The following is a 22,081-nucleotide window of genomic DNA, read 5'->3' as shown; positions in this document are numbered from 1 at the left end:
GCGGCACAGGCCCCCGCCTGCCGCTCTGCCACCGGCAGAGTAGATGCTGCGGAGCCTGGCAGCACAGGCTGTTTCGCGAGCTTGACCAACTTCTGCGGCGCGCTGCGTTCTGCTCAGGGGCCGGTCATGCGGCAGACTCGCACGCGTGACTGCACCCACTCCGGCCCTTGTCGAGCTAGCGGTAGCCCATGGCGTGGCGACGGAGTACTGGGACTGGCAGGGCCAACATGTGCTCGTGTCCAGCGAGGTGGTGTCAGCTGTGCTCGCCGCACTGGGCGTGGATGCGTCGACGCCGGCCAAGGCCGCCGAGGCGCTCGACGAGCACCAGTTGGACCGCTGGCGCCGGGTGCTGCCCGCCACGCTGGTGATGCGCGAGGGCTGGACGCCCTGGTTCCCGCTGCACGTGCCGCACGGGTCGACCGCCGAGGTCTGGGTCGACCTGGAGGACGGCGGGCAGCGTCGCGACGTACCGCAGCAGGAGAAGTGGGTCGAGCCGGTCTGGGTGGACGGCGTCCAGGTCGGTGAGGCGACGTTCCAGCTGCCGGGGGACCTGCCACTCGGCTACCACCGGCTGTGCGCACGGATCGGCAGCAGCCCGGAGGTGTTCACCGGCACGGTGATCGTCACGCCGCAGCGCCTCGAGCCGCAGCGGCTCGACCGCACCTGGGGCTGGGTGCTGCAGCTCTACTCGGTCCGCTCCCGCCGCTCCTGGGGCATCGGCGACCTGCACGACCTCGCCGACCTGGCGGCCTGGTCGGCCGGGGACCTGGGCGCCGGGTTCGTGCTGATCAACCCGCTGCACGCGGCGGAGACCGCGGGCCGGATGGAGCCGTCGCCGTACCTGCCGGCCTCGCGCCGGTTCGCCAACCCGATCTACCTGCGGATCGAGGACATCGACGAGTACGGCGACCTGGCGCCGGCCGAGCGGGACCGGGTCCGCACGCTGGGCCTGCAGAGCCGGGCGCTGAACGAGGACGTCGACTGGCTCGACCGGGACACCGTCTGGGCGGCCAAGCGGGAGGCGCTGCAGCTGCTGTTCGGCGTCCGCCCGTCGATCGGCCGGATCGCCGAGTACGGCGCTTACTGCGACCGCGAGGGCCAGGGACTGATCGACTTCGCCACCTGGGCGGCGATCGCCGACGTGCACGGCCCGGAGTGGAGCAAGTGGCCCGAGGAGCTGCGCGACCCGGCCGCCCCCGCTGTTGTTGCCTTCCGCAACGAAAACCCGGACGCGGTGGAGTTCCACTGCTGGCTGCAGTGGCAGCTCGACGAGCAGCTGGCCCGGACCCAGGCCCGGGCGAAGAACGCGGGCATGCAGCTCGGAGTCGTGCACGACCTGGCGGTCGGCGTACACCCTGATGGTGCCGACGCGTGGGCGCTGCAGAAGGTGCTCGCGGCCGGGATCCACGTCGGCGCGCCGCCGGACGCGTTCAACCAGCAGGGCCAGGACTGGTCGCAGCCGCCCTGGCGGCCGGACGCGCTGGCCGAGACCGGGTACGCCGCCTGGCGGGAGCTGGTCAAGGCGCAGTTGCGGCACGGCGGCGGCCTGCGGATCGACCACATCCTCGGCATGTTCCGGCTCTGGTGGGTGACCTCGGAGGAGAGCCCGACGCAGGGCACCTACGTGCGCTACGACCACGAGGCGCTGATCGGCATCCTGGTGCTGGAGGCAGCGCGAGCCGGTGTCGTCGTGGTGGGGGAGGACCTCGGGACTGTCGAGCCGTGGGTCCGCGACTACCTCACCGAGCGCGGCGTACTCGGTACGTCGGTGCTCTGGTTCGAGCGGGACGCCGACGGCAAGCCGCTGGCGCCGGAGCGCTGGCGGGAGCTCTGCCTGGCCACGGTGACGACCCACGACCTGCCTCCGACGGCCGGTTACCTGGCCGGTGACCACGTCGAGCTGCGCGACCGGCTGGGCCTGCTGACCCGGCCGGTGGCCGAGGAGCTGGCAGTGGACGAGGCGGACCGGGACGCCTGGCTGGCGGCGCTCCGCGAGCGGCACCTGCTGTCCGGCCACGAGGGTGAGGTCGAGCGGATCGTCGAGGCGCTGCACCGGTACGTCGCCCACACGCCGGCCAAGCTGATCGGCGTCGCGCTGGCCGACGCGGTGGGCGAGCGGCGTACGCAGAACCAGCCGGGCACGACCGACGAGTACCCGAACTGGCGGGTCCCGCTGGGCGGGCCGGACGGGATGCCGGTGCTGATCGAGGACCTGCCCAACAACACCCGGCTGCGGCGGCTGGTCGGCGTCCTCAGATAACTATCTGTCAGGAGCCGCTCACGAGCTGTTGACAATAAAATCGAACGGTTGCTATCTATTGTCCTTTCCGTACCGCCCCCCTTGACGGAAAGGATGTGTTCGCATGCGAGCACACAGGAAGACCCTGGCCGGGATCGCGCTCGGTGCTCTCGCACTGACCGGTCTGGCCGTCCCGACCGCCTACGGCCACGGCTACACCACGTCCCCGACCAGCCGGGCCAAGCACTGCGCCAACGGTGCCGTCCAGAACTGCGGCAACATCCAGTGGGAGCCGCAGAGCACCGAGGGCCCCAAGGGCTTCCCCGGCGGCGGTCCCGCCGACGGCAAGCTCTGCTCGGCCGGCATCGGTGCCTTCGACCAGCTCAACGACCAGCGCGGTGGCGCCTGGCCGACCACCCAGCTCAGCTCCGGGTCGCTCTACACGTTCAAGTGGACGCTGACCGCCGCCCACGCGACCACGGACTTCAAGTACTACATCACCAAGGACGGCTGGAACCAGAACGCTCCGCTGACCCGGTCCGCTCTGCAGCTGCAGCCGTTCCTGACCGTGCCGTTCAACGGCGCCCGCCCGGGGATGACGGTCACCCACTCCGGTCAGCTGCCGAACAAGAGCGGACGGCACATGATCCTCGCGGTCTGGACCATCGCCGACACCGGCAACGCGTTCTACCAGTGCTCGGACGTCAGGTTCTGACCGCCGGCGTTTGGTAACTAACTTTCCTGGGCAAGGCACTCCTTGAAACTGTCCGCCCCACTGTTTCAAGGAGTGTCCCCATGAAAACCTCCGTACGCCGTGCGCTGGTGACCGCGGTCGCTCTCGTCGCCGGGCTGACGCCCGGGGTCGTCGCCGTCCAGCAGGCCTCCGCCGTCACCAAGCTCACCCACAGCCAGGCCACCAGCCGGTTCAGCGCCGCCGGCGTCACCTGGTCGTCCAGCGGCGGCTGCTCCAGCCGCACCAACCCGACCTGTACGTCGTTCGACCAGATCAACCTGGCGACCGTGCAGGGCACGATCACCCTCAAGCAGGCCAGCGGGTGCGCCGTCCGGGTCACCGGCGGCACCGAGACCGGCCACGCCGGCGGGACCTACAGCCACTGGAACGGCTACAAGGTCGACGTCGCGGTCAGCGGCTGCGTCGACGGCTACGTGAAGGGTACCTTCACCCGGATCGCCAACCGCGGCGACGGTGCTCCGCAGTGGCAGTCCGGCGCCGGCAACGTCTACGCCAACGAGGGCAACCACTGGGACATCACCTACTACAACTGCGGCGGCTGCTGACCCCCTGAGCCCGGCTCCGGCTGTATTGCGTGCAGCCGGAGCCGGTCGCACCCGCGGGACCGCGATGGCCTAGGCTTCGAGCCGTGACTCCTTTGCTCTCCGGCCACACCTTGCTGGTGTTCGTCGGCATCCCGGCGCTGGTGATCGCGGTGGTCGCCCTGCTGGTCTTCGCGTCCACGATCGCGCAGGGCCCGCGCTACCGCCCGGGCCTGTCCTGGTGGGCCCCGCCGGTCTGGATCAACGGCCCGGTGGCGACCAAGCCGGACCCGGCCAACCTGCCCGAGCTCCCCGCCGGCAGCACCCCGACCGCGACCGCCGGCGGCGTCGCCCGAACGACCGGAGGCGCAAGTGCCAGCTGGTGACGCTTTCACCCACGACCAGCTGCTCGACCTCGAGCGCGCGGTCCGGCACGCGGAGGCCGCGTCCGGCCTGAACTTCTCGGTGTACGTCGGCGGTGCCGACTCCGAGACCCGGCCGTTCGCCCTCGAGCTGCTGAACGAGCTGCCCGACCCGGACCGCACCGTGCTGGTCTACGTCGACCCGGCCGGCCGCCGGCTGGAGATCGTCACCGGCGCCACCGCCAAGCGGCAGCTGTCGGACCACTCGGCCGGGCTCGCCGCGCTGACCATGCAGACGTCGTTCGCCACCGGCGACCTGACCGGCGGTCTGGTCACCGGCGTCCAGCAGCTCGGCGACCACGCGCACCAGGCGCCGCTGCTGCACCACGCCGACGAGCCGCACAAGCAGTAACTCAGCTGCCGCGGGGCCGGGTGCTCGGGTAGAAAGACCTGATGAGCACCACACGCCTCGAGCCGACCGAGATTCAGGCCGGCGACCTCCTGCTGCGTCCGTTCACCCTGTCCGACGAGCAGGCGGTCGCCGTCGCACTGGCTGACCCGGGCATCCTGCGCTGGACGGCCGGCAACGCCGTGATCCAGCTCCCCGCGGCCCAGCGCGCCCTTGCGTGGCTGGAGCCGCGGGTGCGCAGCTGGGCACTCGGCAACGCGGTCTTCGCCGTCGCCGACCTCAGCAGCGGTGAGCTGCTCGGCTCAGTGACGCTGCGGGACGTGCACCGAATCCCGGACCAGGCGCTGGCGGCGTACTGGGTGACACCGGCCGCGCGGGGGCGCCGGGTGGGCGCGCGGGCGCTCGACGCGGCCAGCCGCTGGGGCTACGAGAAGCCCGGCCTGCACCGGATCTCGCTGGACCACGCGCTGGTCAACGAGGGCTCCTGCCGCGTCGCGACGGCCGCCGGCTTCCAGCTGGAAGGCGTCATGCGCGACTACTACGTCGAGCCGACCGGCCGCCGCCACGACTCGCACCTGCACGCCCGGCTCTCCACCGACCCGGGCCTGCAGGCTTAGCGCCTGCGGAGGCCCGGCTGCGGTGAACTAGTCGAGCGAGGTCGCCGGCTCGTACGTCGGGCAGGCGTTGTTCTCGTGGATCTTCTGGACCTTCGGCGAGATGCAGGCGTTCATCGCGTTCTGCGACGAGGTGGCCGGTCCGACGAACACGATCCAGGTGGCCGTGGTCGGCTCGCCGCCGTCGACGATGCCCGGGTACTGGCCGTCGGCGAGCATCGCCCGCGCCGGGACACCGGCGTTGATCAGCTTGCCCGCCAGCTCCTTCGCGAGCTGGTCGGCGGCCATCCCGGCGTCGGTCGGGTAGGTGTCGATCACGGCGATCCACTGGCCGCTGCGGAACTTCGGCGAGGCCGGTCCGGTGTTCGGCGTCTTCGTCACGGTCGTCTTCTGGGTGGACGGCTTCGGCGCGGCCGGTTTGCGGTCCGCCTTCGCCGTGCTGGGGGCGGCCGGAACCGGTGGGTTCGACGGCGCCGCGGAGGTGACGACGGAGTCCCGGCCGGTGTCGGCGCTGCCGCCCGCCTGGGGATCCGGTGAACTGCCGTTGGTGAGGATGAACGCGAAGGTGCCGGCCATCGCCGTACCGGCGACGACGGCGGCGCCGATCGCTGCGCGCGACCGCCTCGGCCGGCCCTTGCCGCCGGTACCGCGGCGGTTGGTGCCGCTGTCGCCGCGGTCACCGGACGAGCCGGTCGCGGTGGCGGGTGCGTGGTCGTGGGCCGCGGCCCGGCGCTCGGCCGAGGACGTGGTCCGGGTGTCGCGGTTGGTCCGCCGGCCGGGTGCGCTGTGCGCGCCGTCGACGGGCGGGTAGTAGGCGTAGTCGTCCGGAAGGTTCTCGACTCCGCCGTACGACGTCGCGTGCGCCGCGGCGACGTGCCGCGACGGCTCGGTGTCGATCAGCTCGTCGAACGGCGCCGGGGCGATCCGGTCGGTCGGCGGCTGCGGCCGCGCGGGCTCGGCCCGTGCGGGGCCGGGGTGGGCCGGTTCGGGGTGGGCGGGTTCGGCGGCCGGTGCGGGCGCGAACGACGCACCCGCGGCAGCAGCCAGATCGGCAGCCGGACCCGACCAGAGGTCGGTGGGCGGATTCCGGTGGTCCAGGGATGTCACGGCAAAGGTCCTCCCCAAGTCCTTTCCGTTGGATTTTCCGGATCAGCTTAAGCCTGAACCCGCCGGTAAGTGAGTACTCCTCAGGTGCCGGAAATCTCCTTTACCTGCAGGCGATCGCGGTCCGGAATCACGTCACGACAGTGCGCCGAGAAACAATCGTTTGACAGTCACCGGTAGCGCACGCGCTACCACTGTCCGGGTTTTCAGGCGATGGCACCGAATTCCTTCGATCGCCAGGCTGACGGAAACACAGTCACCGAATTCGAAGGAAATCCATGGTTCTCAGGAGATTGCTGCTCACCGTCCTCGTACTGTCCGTGATCCCGGCGGCACCGGCCGTCGCGACCCGGACCGGCCCGCTGCAGCAGGACGTGAACCGGATCACGGCGGTCGGCGTCACCGGCGTACTGGCCCGGACGACAGCGCCGTCCGGGCGCTCGCGGACGGCCGTCGGAGGGGTCGCGTCCGCCGACGCTCCCGGGCGCCCGCGAGCCGACGGGCACTTCCGGATCGGGAGCACCAACAAGACGCTGGTCGCCACAATCGTGCTGCAGTTGGTCGGCGAGGGCCGGATGGGGCTGGACGACACCGTCGAGAAGTGGCTGCCGGGGTTCGTCCGCGGCCACGGGAACGACGGCCGGCTGATCACCGTGCGGCAGTTGCTGCAGCACACCGCCGGGATCTACGACGGCAACTTCCCGGTGATGGACAACGCCGAGCAGTACCACCAGCAGCGGTACGTCGTACGGACGGAGGAGGAGATCGTCCGCGCCGGGCTGAGCCACGCGCCGGACTTCGCACCGGGCACCGGGTGGCAGTACTCCAACACCGGGTACGACCTGGTCGGGCTGGTGATCAAGGCGGTCACCGGGCGGCCCTGGTACGACGAGGTGCAGCGGCGGATCGTCCGGCCGCTCGGGCTGCGGCACACGTACTGGCCGGGGACCAACCCGCGCATCGCCTGGCCGCACGCGCGCGGCTACACCAGGTTCGCCGCGGGGGAGCCGTACACGGACACGACCGAGCTGATCGACGTGGACGCGTCCGGTGGCTACATCTCCACGCTGGCCGACCTGGATCGTTTCCAGCGGGCGCTGTTCGCTGGCGAGCTGCTGCGGAAGGCTCAGCTACGAGAGATGACCCGGACGATCCCTGTCGGCGGGCAGGCGGCTGAGCTCTGGCCTGGCGCTCGCTACGGGCTGGGGATCTTCTCGCGGGACCTGGCCTGCGGCGGCACGCTCTGGATCCCCGGTGGGGATCAGCTCGGCTACCGGACCCGGCTGGGAGTCACTGCTGACGGCAAGCGCAGCGCGGCGGTGTCGATGTCGACGCAGCTGTACGACTCGGCGGAGATCGTCTTCGCGCAGGACAAGGCGGCGACCCGGTTGATCGACCGGGCGATCTGCGCGCGCTAGGTGCCGCGCGGTCTGCGCGAGCTAGGTGCCCGACGGGATGCCGTCGAGCTTCGGCGCCGGCCGGGTGTCGAGCGCGTCGTCGAGCCAGGCCTCGACGTCCACGTCGGCGTTCAGGATGTGGTGCACGTACGACGACCGCTCGTGCGTGAGCACCTCCAGCTCCCAGACCGTCGGCGCGACCCCGATCGGGGCCGGGCGCAGGTCGTCGACGTCGAGGCCGCTGAACAGGCTGAGCCGGGACTGGAAGTCCTTGGCCCACGTCTGCACCACCAGCGAGATGCCCTCCTCGGACAGGTGCAGCACGACCACGCCCAAGCCCAGCCCGCCCATCACGTCGTCGAAGTCGAGCTGACGGGTCGCGGTGGTCCGGGCGGCGGCGACCATCTCGTCGTCCCAGGCCCGGCCGCGCGCGGTCACGACGTACGGCTTCACCAGGCGGTGCGGGAAGCGCCAGGGCATCAGCGGCGTGACCGGTCGAGGCCGGTACGCCTCGGCGAGTCCGGTCAGAGCTACGGCAGCTGCACCGGCAAGGGCGGGATCAGGGGAAGCCACCGCGACAGTCTGCCCCACCCACGGACTCCGTGGGTGGGGCAGCCGTGTCAGCTCTCTACGCCGGTCAGCCCTCGGCGTCGCGACGCTGAGCGGACAGAGCGCGAACCAGGTCGGCCCGGGCCTCTCCGACGTAGCGCAGGGTCGGCGCGTCGACCGCGTCCGCCTCGCTGTCCAGCCAGCCGGTCAGCGCCTCCAGCGTGGACTCCTCCGCCAGGTTGCGCGGGGACAGGTAGACCAGGACGTTCTCACCCATCGAGGAGCCGAGCCGGGTGTAGACGTCCTTGGCCGCCGACAGGTACTTGCCGACGTACGGGCGCAGCAGCTCCTCCTGGCCCGGCTGCTGGAAGCCCAGGATCGTCCGGAACTGCGTCTCGTTCGGGGTGTCCTCGGACTCCACCGCGATCCGCCAGGCCGCTTCCTTCGCCTCCGCGGTCGGCCGGGCGGCCCGGGCCTGCGCGGCCCGCTCCTGCCCGGTGATGGTGGTGTCGCGGGTCAGCTCGTCCTCGATCGCGTCGCCGTCGACCCGGCCGAGCCGGGCCAGCGCGACGATCAGCGTCCAGCGCAGGTCGGTGTCGACGACCAAACCGTCCGGCAGGTCGTTGCCGTCGAGCCAGCCGGCCAGGCGGTCGGCGCCGGCCTCGGAGAAGACACCGCCGATGTAGGCCCGGGCGAACGCGAGCTGGTGGTCGCTACCGGCAGCGGCGTCGGCCAGCAGCCCGGCCAGCGCCTCCTCGTACTGCGCCCGCAGCGCGGCCCGGTTCTCCGGTACGGCGTAGTTGTTGATCGCCGTGGTCGCCTGGCCGAGCAGCGACCGGACACCGGTCAGGTCGGTCTCGGCGCGGATCCCCTTGAGCACGATGCCGACGTACTGCGAAGCAGGCATCTCGGCGTCGCGGGTCATGTCCCACGTCGCACCCCAGGCCAGCGCCCGCGGCAGCGACTCGGCCAGCTGGTCGATCGACTCGACCAGGGTCGTCCGGGAGCGCTCGTCCAGCCGGATCTTGGCGTAGGTCAGGTCGTCGTCGTTCAGCAGCACCAGGTCCGGCTGCGTCGCGCCGACCAGCTCGGCCAGCTCGGTGCGCGCGCCGTCGATGTCGACCTCGAACCGCTCGGTGCGGACCAGGCCGGCGTCGGTCCGCCGGTAGAGCCCGACGGCGAGCCGGTGCGGCCGCAGGACCGGGAAGTCGGCCGCCGCGGTCTGCTCGATCGCGAACGCGGTGAATGCGCCCTCGGCGTCGACGGTGAAGTCGGCGCGCAGCGTGTTGACACCCGCGGTCCGCAGCCAGCGCTCGGTCCAGTCGTCCAGGTCGCGCCCGGACGCCTTCTCCAGCGGCTTCAGCAGGTCGGCCAGTTCGGTGTTGCCGAAGGCGTGGTCGGCGAAGTACTCCTTGAGCGCCGAGATGAAGGTGTCCTCACCGACGAACGCGACCAGCTGCCGCAGCGTCGAGGCGCCCTTGGCGTAGGTGATGCCGTCGAAGTTCACCTCGACCGCGTGGAAGTCGACCATGTCCGCGGCGATCGGGTGCGTCGAGGGCAGCTGGTCCTGGCGGTAGGCCCAGGTCTTGCGGGCGTTGCAGAACGTCGTCCAGGCGTCGGCGTACTTGGTGGTCGCGGTCGCCTGGGCCCAGTGGCTGGCCCACTCGGCGAACGACTCGTTCAGCCACAGGTCGTCCCACCAGGTCATCGTGACCAGGTCGCCGAACCACATGTGGGCGAGCTCGTGCAGCACGGTGTTCGCGCGGCTCTCCAGCTCGGCGTGCGTGGTCCGGCTGCGGTAGATGTACTCGTCGCGGATGGTCACGCAGCCCGCGTTCTCCATCGCGCCCATGTTGTACTCCGGCACGAACGCCTGGTCGTACTTGCCGAACGGGTACGGCGTACCGAAGGCGCGCTCGAACAGCTCGAAGCCCTGCTTGGTGACCTCGAACAGGTCCTCGGTGTCCAGGTGGTCGGCCAGCGACGGCCGGCACAGCAGGGCCAGCGGGTAGCTCCCGTTCGGGCCCTCGTAGACGTCGGTGACGACGTGGTACGGACCGGCGACGACCGCGGTGATGTACGTCGACATCGGCACCGTCGGAGCGAACTCCCAGCGGGCCAGCTCCTCACCGTTCTCGCCGGCGTACGGCGTCGGCTCGGGCGTGGCGGCGTTGGAGATGACGACCCAGCGGGCCGGGGCGGAGACGGTGAACGTGAACGGTGCCTTCAGGTCGGGCTGCTCGAAGGTCGTGAAGACCCGGCGCGCGTCCGGCACCTCGAACTGGGTGTAGAGGTAGGTCTCCTTGTCGGCCGGGTCGACCGAGCGGTGCAGCCCTTCACCGGTGCGCGAGTAGATGCAGTCCGCGACCACGCGCAGTTCGTTGCGCTCGGCCAGCCCGTCCAGCTGGATCCGGGCACCGTCGTAGACGCTGTCCGGGTCGAGCGCGCGGCCGTTCAGGGTGATCTCCCGGACGGTGGCGGCGATCAGGTCGGCGAACGTGCTCGCGCCGTCCTCGGCGCCGAAGGTGAGCGTCGTCGTCGACGCGAACGTCGGTGCGCCGGCGGCGGCCGTGCTCAGGTCGAGCTCGATCGCGTAGCTCACGTCACGGAGCAGGCCGGCGCGGGTCCGCGCTTCGTCGCGGGTCAGGTTGGTTCCAGGCATATCGGCATCCTATGCAGCTGACCAGCCACTACGGTGAGGGTTTCCCCCAGACCTCACTCTTTTTATTTATCTTTGTATTATTTAGCTATGACTGCCCCCGCTGAATTCTGGTTCGACCCGGCCTGCCCCTGGGCCTGGATGACGTCTCGCTGGATGCTCGAGGTCGAGCAGGTCCGCGACGTGAAGACGACCTGGCACGTGATGAGCCTGGCCGTCCTGAACGAGGAACGTGACGACCACGACGAGAACTGGCAGCGCAAGCTCGGCATCGTCCGGGTGCTGATCGCCGCCGAGCAGGCGCACGGCAACGAGGTGCTCCTGCCGCTCTACACCGCGCTCGGTGAGCGGATCCACAACCAGGGTCGCGGCACCCGCGGATCCGACGGTGACGTGCTGGCCGAGGCGCTCGCCGAGGTCGGTCTGCCGGCCGCACTGCTGGAGGCCGCCGGCACCGACAAGTACGACGACGCGCTGCGCAAGTCGCACAACGCCGGGATGGAACTGGTCGGCATGGAGGTCGGTACGCCGGTGATCGCGGTCGAGGGCGTCGCCTTCTTCGGCCCGGTCGTCACCCCCGCCCCCAAGGGCGAGGCGGCCGGCAAACTCTGGGACGGCGTCCGCCTGGTCGCCGGCACCGACGGCTTCTTCGAGCTCAAGCGCACCCGGGACCGCAGCCCGGTCTTCGACTGAGACCTTCGGTCTGTCGTACAGGGGTTGAACCCACGACCGTCAGGCATGAAAGTTGTCGACCAAGTCTTTCCGTCGACGGTTGGTGGTTGCCTGTGAACGCTCTGCCGGTGGGTCCGTCCGCGTTGCCGACGGCCGGAGTGACCGTCTTCGACCGCGACACCGGACGGATCACCGAGCAGCTCAACCCGGACCTGTGCTTCCGCTCGGCGTCCGTGGTGAAGCTGCTGGTGGTGCTCGACTTCCTGTGGGACCGCGGCCCGGCGTACGAGTTGCCGGTCGAGGACCGGGAGCGGCTCGAAGTGATGCTGCGCAGCAGCGACGACGACGCCGCCAGCTACTACTGGGACGAGCTGGGCGGCGGCGCGATCGTCGACCGGATGGTGCGGCGGCTCGGCCTCACCCACACCACCCGGCCGCCCGCGACGCACCCGGGGTTCTGGGGGTACGTCGCGATCACTGCGGCGGACACCGTCCGGATCTACCGGTACCTGCTCGACGAGGCGCCGGCGCCGGTCCGCGAGTTCGTGATGGGGAACCTGCGCCGGCCGACCCGGTACGGGACCGACGGCTTCGACCAGTTCTTCGGGATCCCGTCGGTGTTCGGCGGCGACTTCAGCATCAAGCAGGGCTGGTCGGGTTTCCGCGGCAACGGCCGCTCGGCTCCGCCGGTGCAGGAGCTCGACCTGACCAGCGACGCGCTGCACACCACGGGCACGGTCGGCCCGGGGGACCGGACGATCGTCGCGGTCTACACGCTGCACCCGTCGGGTACGCCGTACGACAAGGCCTACGCCGACGTCACCGAGCTGGTCCGGGCCCTGGACGTCCCCGGCGTCCCGGGGGCGGAGTAGAGCTGCGAGACTCATGCCCATGCGAGTGCACATCGGCTCTGACCACGCCGGCTTCGAACTGAAGAACCACCTGGTGCAGCACCTCACGGCTGCCGGGCACGACGTCGTCGACCACGGCCCGGCCGTGTACGACGCGGTGGACGACTACCCGCCGTACTGCCTGCGGACCGCCGAGGCGGTGGTCCAGGACGGCGGCAGCCTGGGCATCGTGATCGGTGGCTCCGGCAACGGCGAGCAGATCGCCGCGAACAAGGTGAAGGGTGTCCGGGCCGCGCTGGCCTGGAGCACCGAGACCGCGAAACTCGGCCGCGAGCACAACAACGCGAACGTGATCAGCGTCGGCGCCCGGATGCACAGCACCGAGGAGTCGACCGGTTTCGTCGACACCTTCCTGGCCACGGACTACTCGGGCGAGGAGCGGCACACCCGCCGGATCGAGATGCTGTCGGGCTACGAGGAGACCGGCGAGCTGCCGCCGCTGCCGGAATCGTCCTGACCCTTCGGCTGTTGTCGATCACGGACGGGAGGGCGCGGCCGGGACACGTCCCGGGCGCGCATCGACCGTCCGGTCCCGATCACCGCGGGCGTCGGCGCACCCCTGCTCCGGCCCGCACCACCTGCTGACGTCGTACCCATAGAGGAATCATGCCCGAAGGCCACACCCTGCACCGGCTGGCGAACGACGTCTGGGACGCGTTCGGCGGCCGGGTCGTCCGCGCGTCCAGCCCGCAGGGCCGGTTCGTCGACGGAGCCGCGCTGCTCGACGGCCGGGTGCTGCGGCACACCGAGGCCCACGGCAAGCACTTCCTGGCCGAGTTCGACGGCGGCCGCTGGCTGCACATCCACCTCGGCCTGATCGGAAAGGTCGACTTCGGCACCGCGCCGATCCCGGAGCCGGTCGGGCAGGTCCGGCTCCGGCTGCAGAACGACGCGGCGTACGCCGACCTGCGCGGCGCGACGGTCTGCGAGGTGATCTCCGACGGCGAGCGCGAGACGCTGATCTCCCGGCTCGGCCCGGACCCGCTGCGCGACGACGCCGACCCCGATCTGGCCTGGAAGCGGATCCAGCGCAGCAAGCTCCCGATCGGCCAGTTGCTGATGGACCAGCAGGTGCTCAGCGGCGTCGGCAACGTGTACCGCGCCGAGGTGCTGTTCCGCGCCAAGCTGCACCCGATGACCCCGGGCAACCTGGTGAAGAAGCGCGAATGGCAGGGCATGTGGAGCGACCTGCTCGAGCTGATGAAGTACGGCGTGGAGACGGGCCGCATCGACACCGTCGCCGACGACCACACCCCGGAGGCGATGGGCCGCGACCCGCGCCAGGACGACCACGGCGGTGAGGTCTACGTGTACCGCCGTCAGGGTCAGCACTGCCTGGTCTGCGACTCGGTCGTGCGGACCGAGATCCTGGCCGGACGCAACCTGTTCTGGTGCCCGAAGTGCCAGCGCACAGGCCTGACCCGGAAGCCGTCGGTCAAGAAGTAGTGACGATCTGATGCGCGGACCGGTCGGTGCCGTTATCTTCGTCTCACCATGAGCGCCCGCGGCAGTTACGCGCGTCTGCGACGGGCCGGCCTGAGGGCTGCCCGGACGCTGGTTCGGCGTGCCCGGAAGTCGCACCCGCTGACGCTGATCATGCTGCTCTTCGTCACGGTCGCGATCAGTGCGGCGTCGCTGCTGCTGCCGTCATTGATACCCACTGCGGCGCTGACTATTCCGCTGCTGCTTGGCGGGTTGCTGCTGCGTTTCAAACCCCTGGTGGTGCTGACGTTCGTCGCGCTGGCGCTCGGGTCGTTCGTGATGTCGGAGCGCGCGGCCGGGCTGCCGAAGATCGGGTTCGTGGTGACGCTCGGCGTGGTCGGCTGGATCGTGCTGACCGGCGCCAAGGTGCGCAGCCGGCTCGGTGTCCAAGGCAGCCGTGGCGAGTCGATGCTGATCGAGCTGCGCGACCTGCTGACCGCCCAGGGCGAGTTTCCGCGGCTGCCGGCGGGTTGGAAGGCCGAGTCGGCGATCCGGTCGGCCGGCGGCCAGTCGTTCTCGGGTGACTTCGTGGTCTCCGCGACCCGCGGCGAGGATCAGCTCGAGGTCGCGCTGGTCGATGTCTCCGGCAAGGGCATCGACGCCGGGACACGGGCGCTGCTGCTGTCCGGAGCGTTCGGCGGACTGCTCGGCGTCGTACCGGTGGAGGAGTTCCTCCCGGCCGCGAACCACTACGCGCGCCGCCAGGACTGGGACGACGACTTCGCGACCGTCGTCCACGTCGCCGTCGATCTGAGCACGGGCGAGTTCGAGGTCCGTACGGCGGGCCACCCGCCCGCGATCCAGTTCGACGCGTGGTCGGGCCGCTGGTCGACGCGCGACGCGGAGGGCCCGCTGCTCGGCCTGGTCGAGAAGCCGGAGTTCGCCGTGAACAAGGGGCAGCTCAAGCTCGGCGACGCGCTCTTCCTCTACAGCGACGGCATGGTCGAGACGCCCCGCCGCGACATCGGCCTCGGCACCGACCGCCTGGCCGGCCACGCCGAACGCCTGGTGGCCAAGGGTTTCGACGGCGCCGCCGAGGAGCTCGTCGTCGAGATCGGCGGCCCCGGCGACGACTCCGCGATCGTCGTCATCCACCGCCAGACCCACCCCTCGGAAGCCACCGCCGACGCCTGCCCGGCCACCGGCCGCAACCAGCCGGCCGCACGGCGGCGTACGGCGATGCTGCGCACCCGCGCGAGCTGAGTCGCTGTCCCTGTAGCGTGCTCCACCGTGACGACCGATGAGACGTTGGACGGGACGAGCGCGCCGGAGGTGTCGTTCGAGGAGCTGGTCGCGACCATGCCCACGTCGGTCCGTGAGGTGATCCCGGACGCGCGCTGGAAGCTCGGCAAGCTCTGGGCGCTGGAGCTGCGCACCGAGCCGGTCGAGGTCGCCGACCTGGTCTGGATCTTCGACCTGCCGCTGTGGCAGCTGAACGGCGAGCGCTTCAAGGTCACCCCGCGTCAGGTCGCCGAGACGCCGATGAACTACCGCGACCACTACGAGCGCGTGATGGACGCCGACCTGGACTTCCCGATCCACCTGGTCGCGTACCGGGGGCGGCTGGTGGTGCTGGACGGCATGCACCGGTTGCTGAAGGCGCACTTCCTGAGGCGCCGCTGGATCGAGGGCAAGATCCTCACCGCAGCGCAGCTGCAGGAGTGCGTCGGCCCCTGAGCTGTACGGCGGTCAGCTCGTGGCTGCCTTGATGACTCGGGTCAGGTTGCCGTGCAACGACTCGAGCTCTTTCAGCGTCATCCCCAGCCGCTCGATGATCGCCGGCGGGATCTTCAGCGCTTGCTCACGCAGCGCCTGCCCGGACGGCGTCAGCTCGACGGCCAGTGAGCGCTCGTCCCGCGGATCGCGGCCACGCGTCAGGTAGCCCGCAGACTCCAGCCGCTTGAGCAGCGGCGACAGCGTGCCCGGGTCGAGCTGGAGCAGGTTGCTGAGCTGCTTCACCGACAGCGGCGACTCCTCCCACAGCGCGAGCATCACCAGGTACTGCGGGTGGGTGAGACCCATCGGGTCCAGCAGCGGCCGGTACAGCGCGATCACGCTGCGGGACGCGACGGCGAGTGCGAAACAGACCTGGCGGTCCAGCTGCAGCAGGTCGGCCTCTTCGGTCTGCGACACGGGTTTTCTCCTTCGTGCGGTCTCGTCTACACTAACACTTGGTACACCAATCATTGCCACACCAATCATCAGGGAGTCTGTGATGAGCGCGAAGAACGAGGGGCTCAGCCTGTTCTACCGGGTCCGGTGGCGGCTGACCTGGCTGCTGCTGCACGTGGCCGGCCCGGCGACGCTGCCGGACTCGCAGGACCCGCGCCGCCGGATGGAGCGTCAGCGGGCCGCGAAGGTGGCCGCCGCGCGGCAGGCCCGGGAACGCCGGGAGAGCGTGTAAACACCCGCTCGGGGGTACCTTGGGTGACATGTCATCTCAGAATGAATACGCCCCCAGCCCGACCGACTGGGTCCGGAACGCGGTCGAGAAGATCGACGCCACCGGATCCACCGACGCGGCGGGCTTCAACGGCATGGGCGTCGTGCTCATGACCATGATCGGCAACAAGTCCGGCAAGATCCGCAAGGTCCCGGTGATGCGGGTCGAGCACGACGGCGTGTACGTCGCGGTCGCGTCGCTCGGCGGCGCCCCGAAGAACCCGGTCTGGTACTACAACCTCAAGGCCGACCCGAACGTGAAGCTCCAGGACGGCACCGAGACCAGCGAGTACGTCGCCCGCGAGATCGAGGGTGCCGAGTACGACGAGTGGTGGCCGCGTTCGGTCGCGGCGTACCCGGACTACGCGGAGTACCAGAAGAAGACGACGCGCAAGATCCCGCTCTTCCTGCTCGAGCCGAAGAGCTAGTAGCTCAGCCACACCATGCTGGAGCCGGCGGCGATCTTCAGGACGCCGTCGGTGATCCAGAGGGCGCGGTAGGGGATCTCCGGGACAAGCAGGCCGAGGCCGGCGTTCACGATGCAGAGCAGGCCGAGCAGCCCGCAGATCGGTCCGTGCGAGAAGGCCAGGATCAGGAAGTGCACGCCGACCACGAGCAGGATCCACAGCCAGAACTCGCGCGACGTCCGGTCCGGCACCTTGGCCACCACCAGGTTGACCAGGCCGACCTCGGCGACCACGCCGATGCCGAAGGCGACGTACTGGTAGATCGCCGGGTAGCCGAGCCCGTCGAAGATCGTCTTGGTGATCCCGCCGACCATCATCACCACGACGGCGAGCGCGGCACCGGTGATCAGCCCCGGCAGGAACCACCGCCGGCCGCCCGCACCGCCGACCACGATCCCCAGCCCGACCAGCACCAGCAGGGCCCCACCGCCGCGCATCAACGGGAACGTCCGGGCCATCCCCGTAAAGTCCGTGATCAGATCCACCGCCGCAGGGTATGCGGTGCCGGGTGCAGCACCTGCGCTGTGAGACGCTGAAGGAGACTGTCCGACGCGTGGCGTCGACCGAGTTCTGGGAGTTCTGCTGACCACACACGACGCGGTGCGCGAACCTTTCGTCGGATCGACGCGGCTGCGGCTGGCCGGGCTGGCGCTGCACGCGTACACCGCGAGCGGCACCGTGCTGGCGCTGCTGATCGTGATCGCCGCGATCGACGGCGACGCCGTCCGGGCGCTCTGGCTGATGCTGGCCGCCCTGGTGATCGACGGCACCGACGGCATGCTGGCCCGCCGGCTGCGGGTCAAGGAGACCATCCCGTGGTTCGACGGCGCGATGCTGGACAACATCGTCGACTACCTCACGTACGCGTTCGCCCCGATCGTGCTGCTGTGGACCGGCGGGTACCTGCCGTCCGGCTCCTGGGGCGCGGTGCTGGCGGCGCTGCCGTTGCTTGCGTCCAGCTACCAGTTCTGCCGGGTCGACGCGAAGACCGACGACCACTTCTTCCTCGGCTTCCCCAGCTACTGGAACGTGGTCGCCTTCTACGTCGTCGTGCTCGGCCTCGGCCCGGCCGCGACCGGCGTGATCCTGGTGACCTGCTCGATCCTGGTCTTCGTCCCGGTCAAGTACGTGTACCCCTCGCGAACCAAGGCCTTCCGGTCGATGAACCTGTTGACCACGGCGATCTGGCTCGGCTCGTACGCCGTACTGCTGGCGCAGATGCCCGACCCCAACGCCGCCGTCGTCGCGCTGTCGCTGGCCTACCTGGTCTACTACGGCGTCCTGAGTCTGTACCTGACCTTCTGGGTGCCGCGGCGCAAGGCAGTCTGAGTGCTGCTCGGTCTGGGAGCCGCGCTCGGGGCGGCCGTGCTGTTCGGGGTCGCCGCGATCCTGCAGGCGGTCGGCTCCCGCAAGGTCCCGACCGGTTCCGAGCTGGATCCGCGCCGGTTCGCGGCGTTCGTCGCGGCGCTGCTGCGGCAAGGCCCGTTCCTGGCCGCCCTGGTACTGAACCTGGCCGGTTTCGGTCTGCACTTCGTGGCGCTCCGGCTGCTGCCTTTGTATCTGGCTCAGGCAGGCATCGCCGCGAGCCTGGTCGTGACCGCGCTGCTCGCGACGCGCTGGATGAGCGATCGCCTGTCGGCGGTCGAGTGGGGCGCGGTGATCGCGGTGTGCGTCGGGCTCGGCGTCCTGGCGGTGTCGGCCGGGCACGCGGGGGAGAGCGCCCGGCACCACGGGCTGACGATCGGCATCCTGCTCGGACTGATCGCGATCATCGTCCTCGGCGCCGTCGCCAGCCGCTCGGAGCACGCCGGCGCGACGGCACTCCTGGGGTTGCTGGCCGGCCTCGGCTACGCCGGGGTGGCGATCTCGGCGAGGCTGCTGGAAGACGGCTCGATCAGCGAACTGCTCCAGGGCTTCACGACGTACACGCTGCCGTTGAGCGGTGCGCTCGCGTTCATCCTGTACTCGCTGGCGCTGCAACGCGGCTCGGTGACGCTGGCGACGACACCGATGATCGCGCTGCAGACGATCACGCCGGCTGCGGTGGGGGTCTTCGTGCTGCATGATGCGGTCAGGCCGGGCTGGGGTCCTGCGGCGGTGGGTGGTTTCGTACTGACCGCAATAGGCGCACTGATCCTGGTCCGCTTCGAATCAGTGAAGGACTCGGCTGAGGAGACGACGTCGGGCGGCGGCCCGGCCTCGGCCGACGGGTCGGCGGGTGGTTCGGCTTCGGCTAGCGGGCCGGCCACTTCCACGGAGGCTCGTCCAGCGGGCCCTGACCCGCGATAGCGGTCTGGCCGAACTCCTTCACCAGCTCGATCGTCCGCAGATCCTGCCCGGTCTCGTCCGCTCCCGCCTGCAGCGCGGCGAGGAACGGCCGCGAGTGCGTCACCAGGATCACCTGCGTCTCCTTCGCCGCGGTGATCACGAGATTGGCGAGCGCCGGCAACAGATCGGGGTGCAAACTCGTCTCCGGCTCGTTCAGCACCAGCAGCTCCGGCGGCCTCGGCGTCAGCAGCGCGGCGACCCACAGCAGGTACCGCAGCGTCCCATCCGACAACTCCGCCGCAGCCAACGGCCGCAGCAGCCCGTGCTGCCTGAACACCAGCTCGAACAGCCCGCTCCGATTCCCGATCGCCACCGCGCTCCCCGGAAAGGCCTGCTCGACCGCCTCGTTCAGCGCCGCGCGGTCCCCGATCTGACTGATCGTCTCCAACGCCGCCGCCAGATCGGCGCCCTCGGCATCGAGCACCGGCGTCCGCGTCCCCACCCGCGCCTGCCGCGCGGGCGCGTCGGCGTCGGTCCGCAGGTGGTCGTAGAACCGCCACCCCCGAATCCGCTCCCGCACCGCCATCAGCTCCGGCGCCCGATGCGGATCCGCGAACTCGCTCAGCATGCTGTCGAACGTCTGCAGCTGATGCCCGCCGTCCTCCCACTCGCCGCTGTCACCCCGGATCCGCACCGCCGCGTGCTTGCGATCCACCAGCAACGACGCCGGCCGGAAGAACGGCCCCGCCCAGAGCGCCTCCCGCTTGATCTCCGGATCCTGCCCGAACGGCCCACCCATCGTCGGCAGCCCGAAGTCCACGGCGTACCCGTAGTCCTCGGAAGCGAACCCCATCCGCAAACTCACCGGCCCCGACCGCACCGTCCCCTGCACCGCGAACTCCCCACGCCGCACAGCCTTTCCCACCACCTCAGGCCCGGCCCACAACGTGCTCTGCAACCCACCCTCCCGAGCCAACGCCGCCACCGCCCCGTTCCGAGAGGCATCCGCCAGCAACCGCAGCGCCCGGTACAACGAAGACTTCCCACTCCCGTTGGCCCCCGTCACCACATTCACCCGCCCCAACGGCACCACCACCCGCCGCAACGACCGATAACTCTCCACCGCCAACGTCGTGAGCATGCCGCCACGCTACAAACCCCCACCGACAAGCGTCCGCCCGTACGGCGTCCAGCAGACCCCGTCGTCAAAGCTGCCAAGGGCTGATCGCTCACCGCCCGACCGCCCGCCGAGCTGGAATCCGCTCCCCGCCGGCACCCGAACGTCCCGCACCAACTCCTGCGGCCCGAGCAACTCGGGCCCCTGGTAGTCGACGTAGAGCCATCCCTCCGCGGACACGTAGCACCCGACCCGCCCGTCCACGACCAGACTGGGCTCGCCGTACAGCTCCTCGAGCTCGCTCCGCCGAAGATCCCCCAACCCCGCCCGAGCCTTCTCAGCAAGCGGCCCCCAGTCCACGGCTCGGTCGATCGCCAGATACCCCAGCCGATGAAAATGCCGCGCGTACACCGACACAACCCCGGCCGCAGACCGAGTACCAGCGCCGAACACCCGCTCGAACGCCCCGCTCACCCCGGTCGATCCGTGCCCCTGGCGATCCGCGTCGACGAAGTCCGAGTCGACCTCCTCCAGGAAGCACACGTCCTCGACCAGTTGCCCGCACAGCACCTCAGCCTCGCGCGCGGTCGACACGTACATGCAGGTCGGCAGCACGATTGCCGAGATCTCGGCAATCCACCGTTCCTTCAACTCAGCCACTGTCCGCACCCCGGAAGCGTAGATACGCACTCAGGGTGCAGACTCGACCAGGTGATCACGCGTGCGGTGCGGCTGGGGATCGTTGGCCTCGGAGCGATGGGTGGGCGTGTCCTCCAGATCGCTCAGTCCCACCCCGACTACGAGGTGGTCGCCGCCGCCGACCTGGACCCGACGGTGGTTGAGCGGTGGGCCAGGGAGTTCCCGGCGATCCACTTCACCACCGATCCCGCAGAGGTTGTCGCCGCCGAGATCGATGCCCTCTATGTCGCCACCCCACCCGCCACACACGCGGACCTCACCGTGGCGGCCTTCGCGGCGGGGCGTGCGGTGTTCTGCGAGAAGCCGCTCGCGGTCAGCCTGGCCGATGGGCAACGGATGGTCGAGGCGGTCGCCGGCTCAGGACGCGCGGCTGCGGTGAACTTCGCGCTGTCGGACCAACCGGCGACGCGCTACCTCGAAGAAGTCCTCGGTGCCGCCGGTGAGATCCGCGCCGTCGAGATCCGCCTGGCCTTTCCGCACTGGCCCCGGCCGTTCCAGGCGTCGGCAGCTTGGCTGGGCGAGCGGGCCCAGGGCGGATTCATCCGCGAGGTCTTCTCGCACTTCGCCTACCTGACCGATCGCCTGATTGGCCCGCTGACTCCTGTCGACCTGGTGCTCGACCATCGCGGTCCCGGCGCCGAGGTCGCGGCGTTCGGGTTGTACCGGGCCGGTGACGTCCCGGTTCAGGTCAGCGGTGTGATCGCCGGGCCGACGACGTACGAGTGGATCGTGCGCGGAACCGAGCGCTCGTACCTGCTGCGCGACTGGACCGAACTGTTTGTTGCTGAGGGCAATGAATGGGAACGGGTCGGCCTGCCGGAGGAGCGCAGTGGTGACGCGTCGCGGCTGTCGCTGTTCGCCGAGGCCGTCCGGGGTAACCATCCGGAGAACCTCGCCGACTTCGCCTCGGCGTACCGCGTGCAGCAGGCCGTCGAGGCCTGGCACACCAGCTAGCCCAGCAGATGACGAACAGGGCCTCTTCCACCGAGGTGGAAGAGGCCCTGTCTCAACAAACCAATCTCAGCCGCGAACCCGCCTTCGCGCCCTGCCTCAGCAAGGTCCCCGGCAGCAGCGCCAGGGTCCCGGCGACGCCCGCCGGTGACGCCGATCAACCTCTCAACTGGCAACGCCGCCTGCCGCGACTCGGCCGCAAGCCCGTCGAGCATCCGACGTTCTCCGCCGGCCCCGCAGCGCCGGATCAGCCGCAGACAGGCCTCGACCGTGCCGCCGGTGGCGAGCACGTCGTCCGACCACCACGACGACCTCGTCGGCCGGCGTCGGCGCCTTGACCTTCACCTGCTCGGGCCGGCGCCAGCGTCTTGACCTTCACCTGCTCGGGCCGGCGCCAGCGTCTTGACCTTCACCTGCTCGGGCCGGCGCCAGCGTCTCGGCCTTCACCTGCTCGGGCCGGCGCC

25 protein-coding genes are annotated in these 22,081 nt (G+C 70.3%); 18 read left to right on the top strand and 7 right to left on the bottom strand.

The features are described 5' to 3' along the window. Positions 1–145 precede the first annotated feature (145 nt). The 6 genes from malQ (at position 146) to AB0M01_RS32220 (ending at position 4,902) form a co-directional block, all read left to right on the top strand. Positions 146–2,260, top strand: a complete 2,115-nt coding sequence (gene malQ / locus AB0M01_RS32245; RefSeq protein WP_363676253.1) for a 4-alpha-glucanotransferase — start codon at positions 146–148, stop codon at positions 2,258–2,260. 103 nt (positions 2,261–2,363) lie between these two features. Next, a complete protein-coding gene (locus AB0M01_RS32240) occupies positions 2,364–2,954 on the top strand; it encodes a lytic polysaccharide monooxygenase auxiliary activity family 9 protein (protein WP_363676252.1) in 591 nt (196 codons plus the stop codon). A gap of 80 nt (positions 2,955–3,034) precedes the next feature. After that, the gene (locus tag AB0M01_RS32235; protein ID WP_363676251.1) at positions 3,035–3,538 is read left to right on the top strand and encodes a hypothetical protein; all 504 of its coding nucleotides are present in this window, start codon (positions 3,035–3,037) and stop codon (positions 3,536–3,538) included. Between the two features lie 83 nt (positions 3,539–3,621). Continuing rightward, positions 3,622–3,900, top strand: a complete 279-nt coding sequence (locus tag AB0M01_RS32230; protein WP_363676250.1) for a hypothetical protein — start codon at positions 3,622–3,624, stop codon at positions 3,898–3,900. Beyond that, positions 3,887–4,288, top strand: coding sequence for a DUF5130 family protein (locus AB0M01_RS32225; protein WP_363676249.1), 402 nt, complete (start codon positions 3,887–3,889; stop codon positions 4,286–4,288). The genes AB0M01_RS32230 and AB0M01_RS32225 overlap by 14 nt, the downstream gene beginning before the upstream one ends. A 41-nt stretch (positions 4,289–4,329) precedes the next feature. Further along, the gene (locus AB0M01_RS32220; protein WP_363676248.1) at positions 4,330–4,902 is read left to right on the top strand and encodes a GNAT family protein; all 573 of its coding nucleotides are present in this window, start codon (positions 4,330–4,332) and stop codon (positions 4,900–4,902) included. Between the two features lie 27 nt (positions 4,903–4,929). Here AB0M01_RS32220 and AB0M01_RS32215 read toward each other — a convergent pair whose 3' ends face one another. Then, positions 4,930–6,006 carry a hypothetical protein gene (locus AB0M01_RS32215; protein ID WP_363676247.1) on the bottom strand — a complete coding sequence of 359 codons (1,077 nt, stop codon included), beginning with the start codon at positions 6,004–6,006 and terminating at the stop codon, positions 4,930–4,932. A gap of 275 nt (positions 6,007–6,281) precedes the next feature. On the opposite strand from AB0M01_RS32215, the gene AB0M01_RS32210 reads away from it, so the two are divergent. Further along, on the top strand, positions 6,282–7,421 hold the full coding sequence (locus tag AB0M01_RS32210; protein WP_363676246.1) for a serine hydrolase domain-containing protein: 1,140 nt from the start codon (positions 6,282–6,284) through the stop codon (positions 7,419–7,421). Between the two features lie 21 nt (positions 7,422–7,442). On the opposite strand, the gene AB0M01_RS32205 is transcribed toward AB0M01_RS32210, so the two are convergent. Next, positions 7,443–7,973 carry a hypothetical protein gene (locus AB0M01_RS32205; protein ID WP_363676245.1) on the bottom strand — a complete coding sequence of 177 codons (531 nt, stop codon included), beginning with the start codon at positions 7,971–7,973 and terminating at the stop codon, positions 7,443–7,445. 64 nt (positions 7,974–8,037) lie between these two features. Next, the gene (gene pepN / locus AB0M01_RS32200; RefSeq protein ID WP_363676243.1) at positions 8,038–10,611 is read right to left on the bottom strand and encodes an aminopeptidase N; all 2,574 of its coding nucleotides are present in this window, start codon (positions 10,609–10,611) and stop codon (positions 8,038–8,040) included. 87 nt (positions 10,612–10,698) lie between these two features. Here pepN and AB0M01_RS32195 point away from each other — a divergent pair, with 87 nt between their 5' ends. The 6 genes from AB0M01_RS32195 to AB0M01_RS32170 all read left to right on the top strand — a co-directional run bounded on the left by AB0M01_RS32195 (position 10,699) and on the right by AB0M01_RS32170 (position 15,350). Then, on the top strand, positions 10,699–11,301 hold the full coding sequence (locus AB0M01_RS32195) for a DsbA family protein (RefSeq protein ID WP_363676241.1): 603 nt from the start codon (positions 10,699–10,701) through the stop codon (positions 11,299–11,301). 92 nt (positions 11,302–11,393) lie between these two features. Continuing rightward, positions 11,394–12,152 (top strand): hypothetical protein, encoded by a 759-nt coding sequence (locus AB0M01_RS32190; RefSeq protein WP_363676239.1) that lies wholly within the window; start codon positions 11,394–11,396, stop codon positions 12,150–12,152. A gap of 19 nt (positions 12,153–12,171) precedes the next feature. Next, positions 12,172–12,648, top strand: a complete 477-nt coding sequence (locus tag AB0M01_RS32185; protein WP_363676237.1) for a ribose-5-phosphate isomerase — start codon at positions 12,172–12,174, stop codon at positions 12,646–12,648. Between the two features lie 149 nt (positions 12,649–12,797). Continuing rightward, positions 12,798–13,637, top strand: coding sequence for a DNA-formamidopyrimidine glycosylase family protein (locus tag AB0M01_RS32180; protein WP_363676235.1), 840 nt, complete (start codon positions 12,798–12,800; stop codon positions 13,635–13,637). A gap of 48 nt (positions 13,638–13,685) precedes the next feature. Next, on the top strand, positions 13,686–14,876 hold the full coding sequence (locus tag AB0M01_RS32175; RefSeq protein WP_363676233.1) for a PP2C family protein-serine/threonine phosphatase: 1,191 nt from the start codon (positions 13,686–13,688) through the stop codon (positions 14,874–14,876). Positions 14,877–14,903: 27 nt separating this feature from the next. Further along, entirely contained in the window at positions 14,904–15,350 is a 447-nt protein-coding gene (locus AB0M01_RS32170) for a hypothetical protein (RefSeq protein ID WP_363676231.1), read from the top strand. A gap of 12 nt (positions 15,351–15,362) precedes the next feature. Here the strand turns inward: AB0M01_RS32170 and AB0M01_RS32165 are convergent, their stop codons facing one another. Further along, the gene (locus AB0M01_RS32165; RefSeq protein ID WP_363676229.1) at positions 15,363–15,806 is read right to left on the bottom strand and encodes a MarR family transcriptional regulator; all 444 of its coding nucleotides are present in this window, start codon (positions 15,804–15,806) and stop codon (positions 15,363–15,365) included. A gap of 82 nt (positions 15,807–15,888) precedes the next feature. On the opposite strand from AB0M01_RS32165, the gene AB0M01_RS32160 reads away from it, so the two are divergent. Together AB0M01_RS32160 and AB0M01_RS32155 are read left to right on the top strand one after the other, a co-directional pair. Then, complete coding sequence (locus tag AB0M01_RS32160) at positions 15,889–16,077, top strand: hypothetical protein (protein WP_363676227.1); 189 nt, start codon at positions 15,889–15,891, stop codon at positions 16,075–16,077. A 28-nt stretch (positions 16,078–16,105) separates the two neighbouring features. Then, a complete protein-coding gene (locus tag AB0M01_RS32155) occupies positions 16,106–16,543 on the top strand; it encodes a nitroreductase family deazaflavin-dependent oxidoreductase (RefSeq protein ID WP_363676225.1) in 438 nt (145 codons plus the stop codon). Here the strand turns inward: AB0M01_RS32155 and AB0M01_RS32150 are convergent. Further along, positions 16,540–17,067, bottom strand: a complete 528-nt coding sequence (locus AB0M01_RS32150; protein ID WP_363676223.1) for a DUF6609 family protein — start codon at positions 17,065–17,067, stop codon at positions 16,540–16,542. The genes AB0M01_RS32155 and AB0M01_RS32150 overlap by 4 nt on opposite strands. A 115-nt stretch (positions 17,068–17,182) precedes the next feature. Between AB0M01_RS32150 and AB0M01_RS32145 the strand changes: the two genes are divergently transcribed. After that, on the top strand, positions 17,183–17,911 hold the full coding sequence (locus AB0M01_RS32145; RefSeq protein ID WP_363676221.1) for a CDP-alcohol phosphatidyltransferase family protein: 729 nt from the start codon (positions 17,183–17,185) through the stop codon (positions 17,909–17,911). Then, a complete protein-coding gene (locus tag AB0M01_RS32140) occupies positions 17,912–18,871 on the top strand; it encodes a hypothetical protein (protein ID WP_363676219.1) in 960 nt (319 codons plus the stop codon). On the opposite strand, the gene AB0M01_RS32135 is transcribed toward AB0M01_RS32140, so the two are convergent. Beyond that, a complete protein-coding gene (locus AB0M01_RS32135) occupies positions 18,816–19,991 on the bottom strand; it encodes an AAA family ATPase (RefSeq protein WP_363676217.1) in 1,176 nt (391 codons plus the stop codon). The genes AB0M01_RS32140 and AB0M01_RS32135 overlap by 56 nt on opposite strands. A 9-nt stretch (positions 19,992–20,000) precedes the next feature. Then, positions 20,001–20,636: a hypothetical protein gene (locus AB0M01_RS32130; RefSeq protein ID WP_363676215.1), complete on the bottom strand. Its 636-nt coding sequence runs from the start codon at positions 20,634–20,636 to the stop codon at positions 20,001–20,003. A gap of 42 nt (positions 20,637–20,678) precedes the next feature. Here AB0M01_RS32130 and AB0M01_RS32125 point away from each other — a divergent pair, with 42 nt between their 5' ends. Continuing rightward, positions 20,679–21,620 (top strand): Gfo/Idh/MocA family oxidoreductase, encoded by a 942-nt coding sequence (locus tag AB0M01_RS32125; RefSeq protein ID WP_363676213.1) that lies wholly within the window; start codon positions 20,679–20,681, stop codon positions 21,618–21,620. The last annotated feature ends 461 nt before the right edge of the window (positions 21,621–22,081 follow it).

It is taken from the genome of Kribbella sp. NPDC051770, from assembly GCF_040681455.1.
Taxonomy (GTDB): Bacteria; Actinomycetota; Actinomycetes; order Propionibacteriales; family Kribbellaceae; genus Kribbella.
Note: the sequence above shows the minus strand (reverse complement) of the source record. Positions and strands in the feature narration are given on the sequence as shown.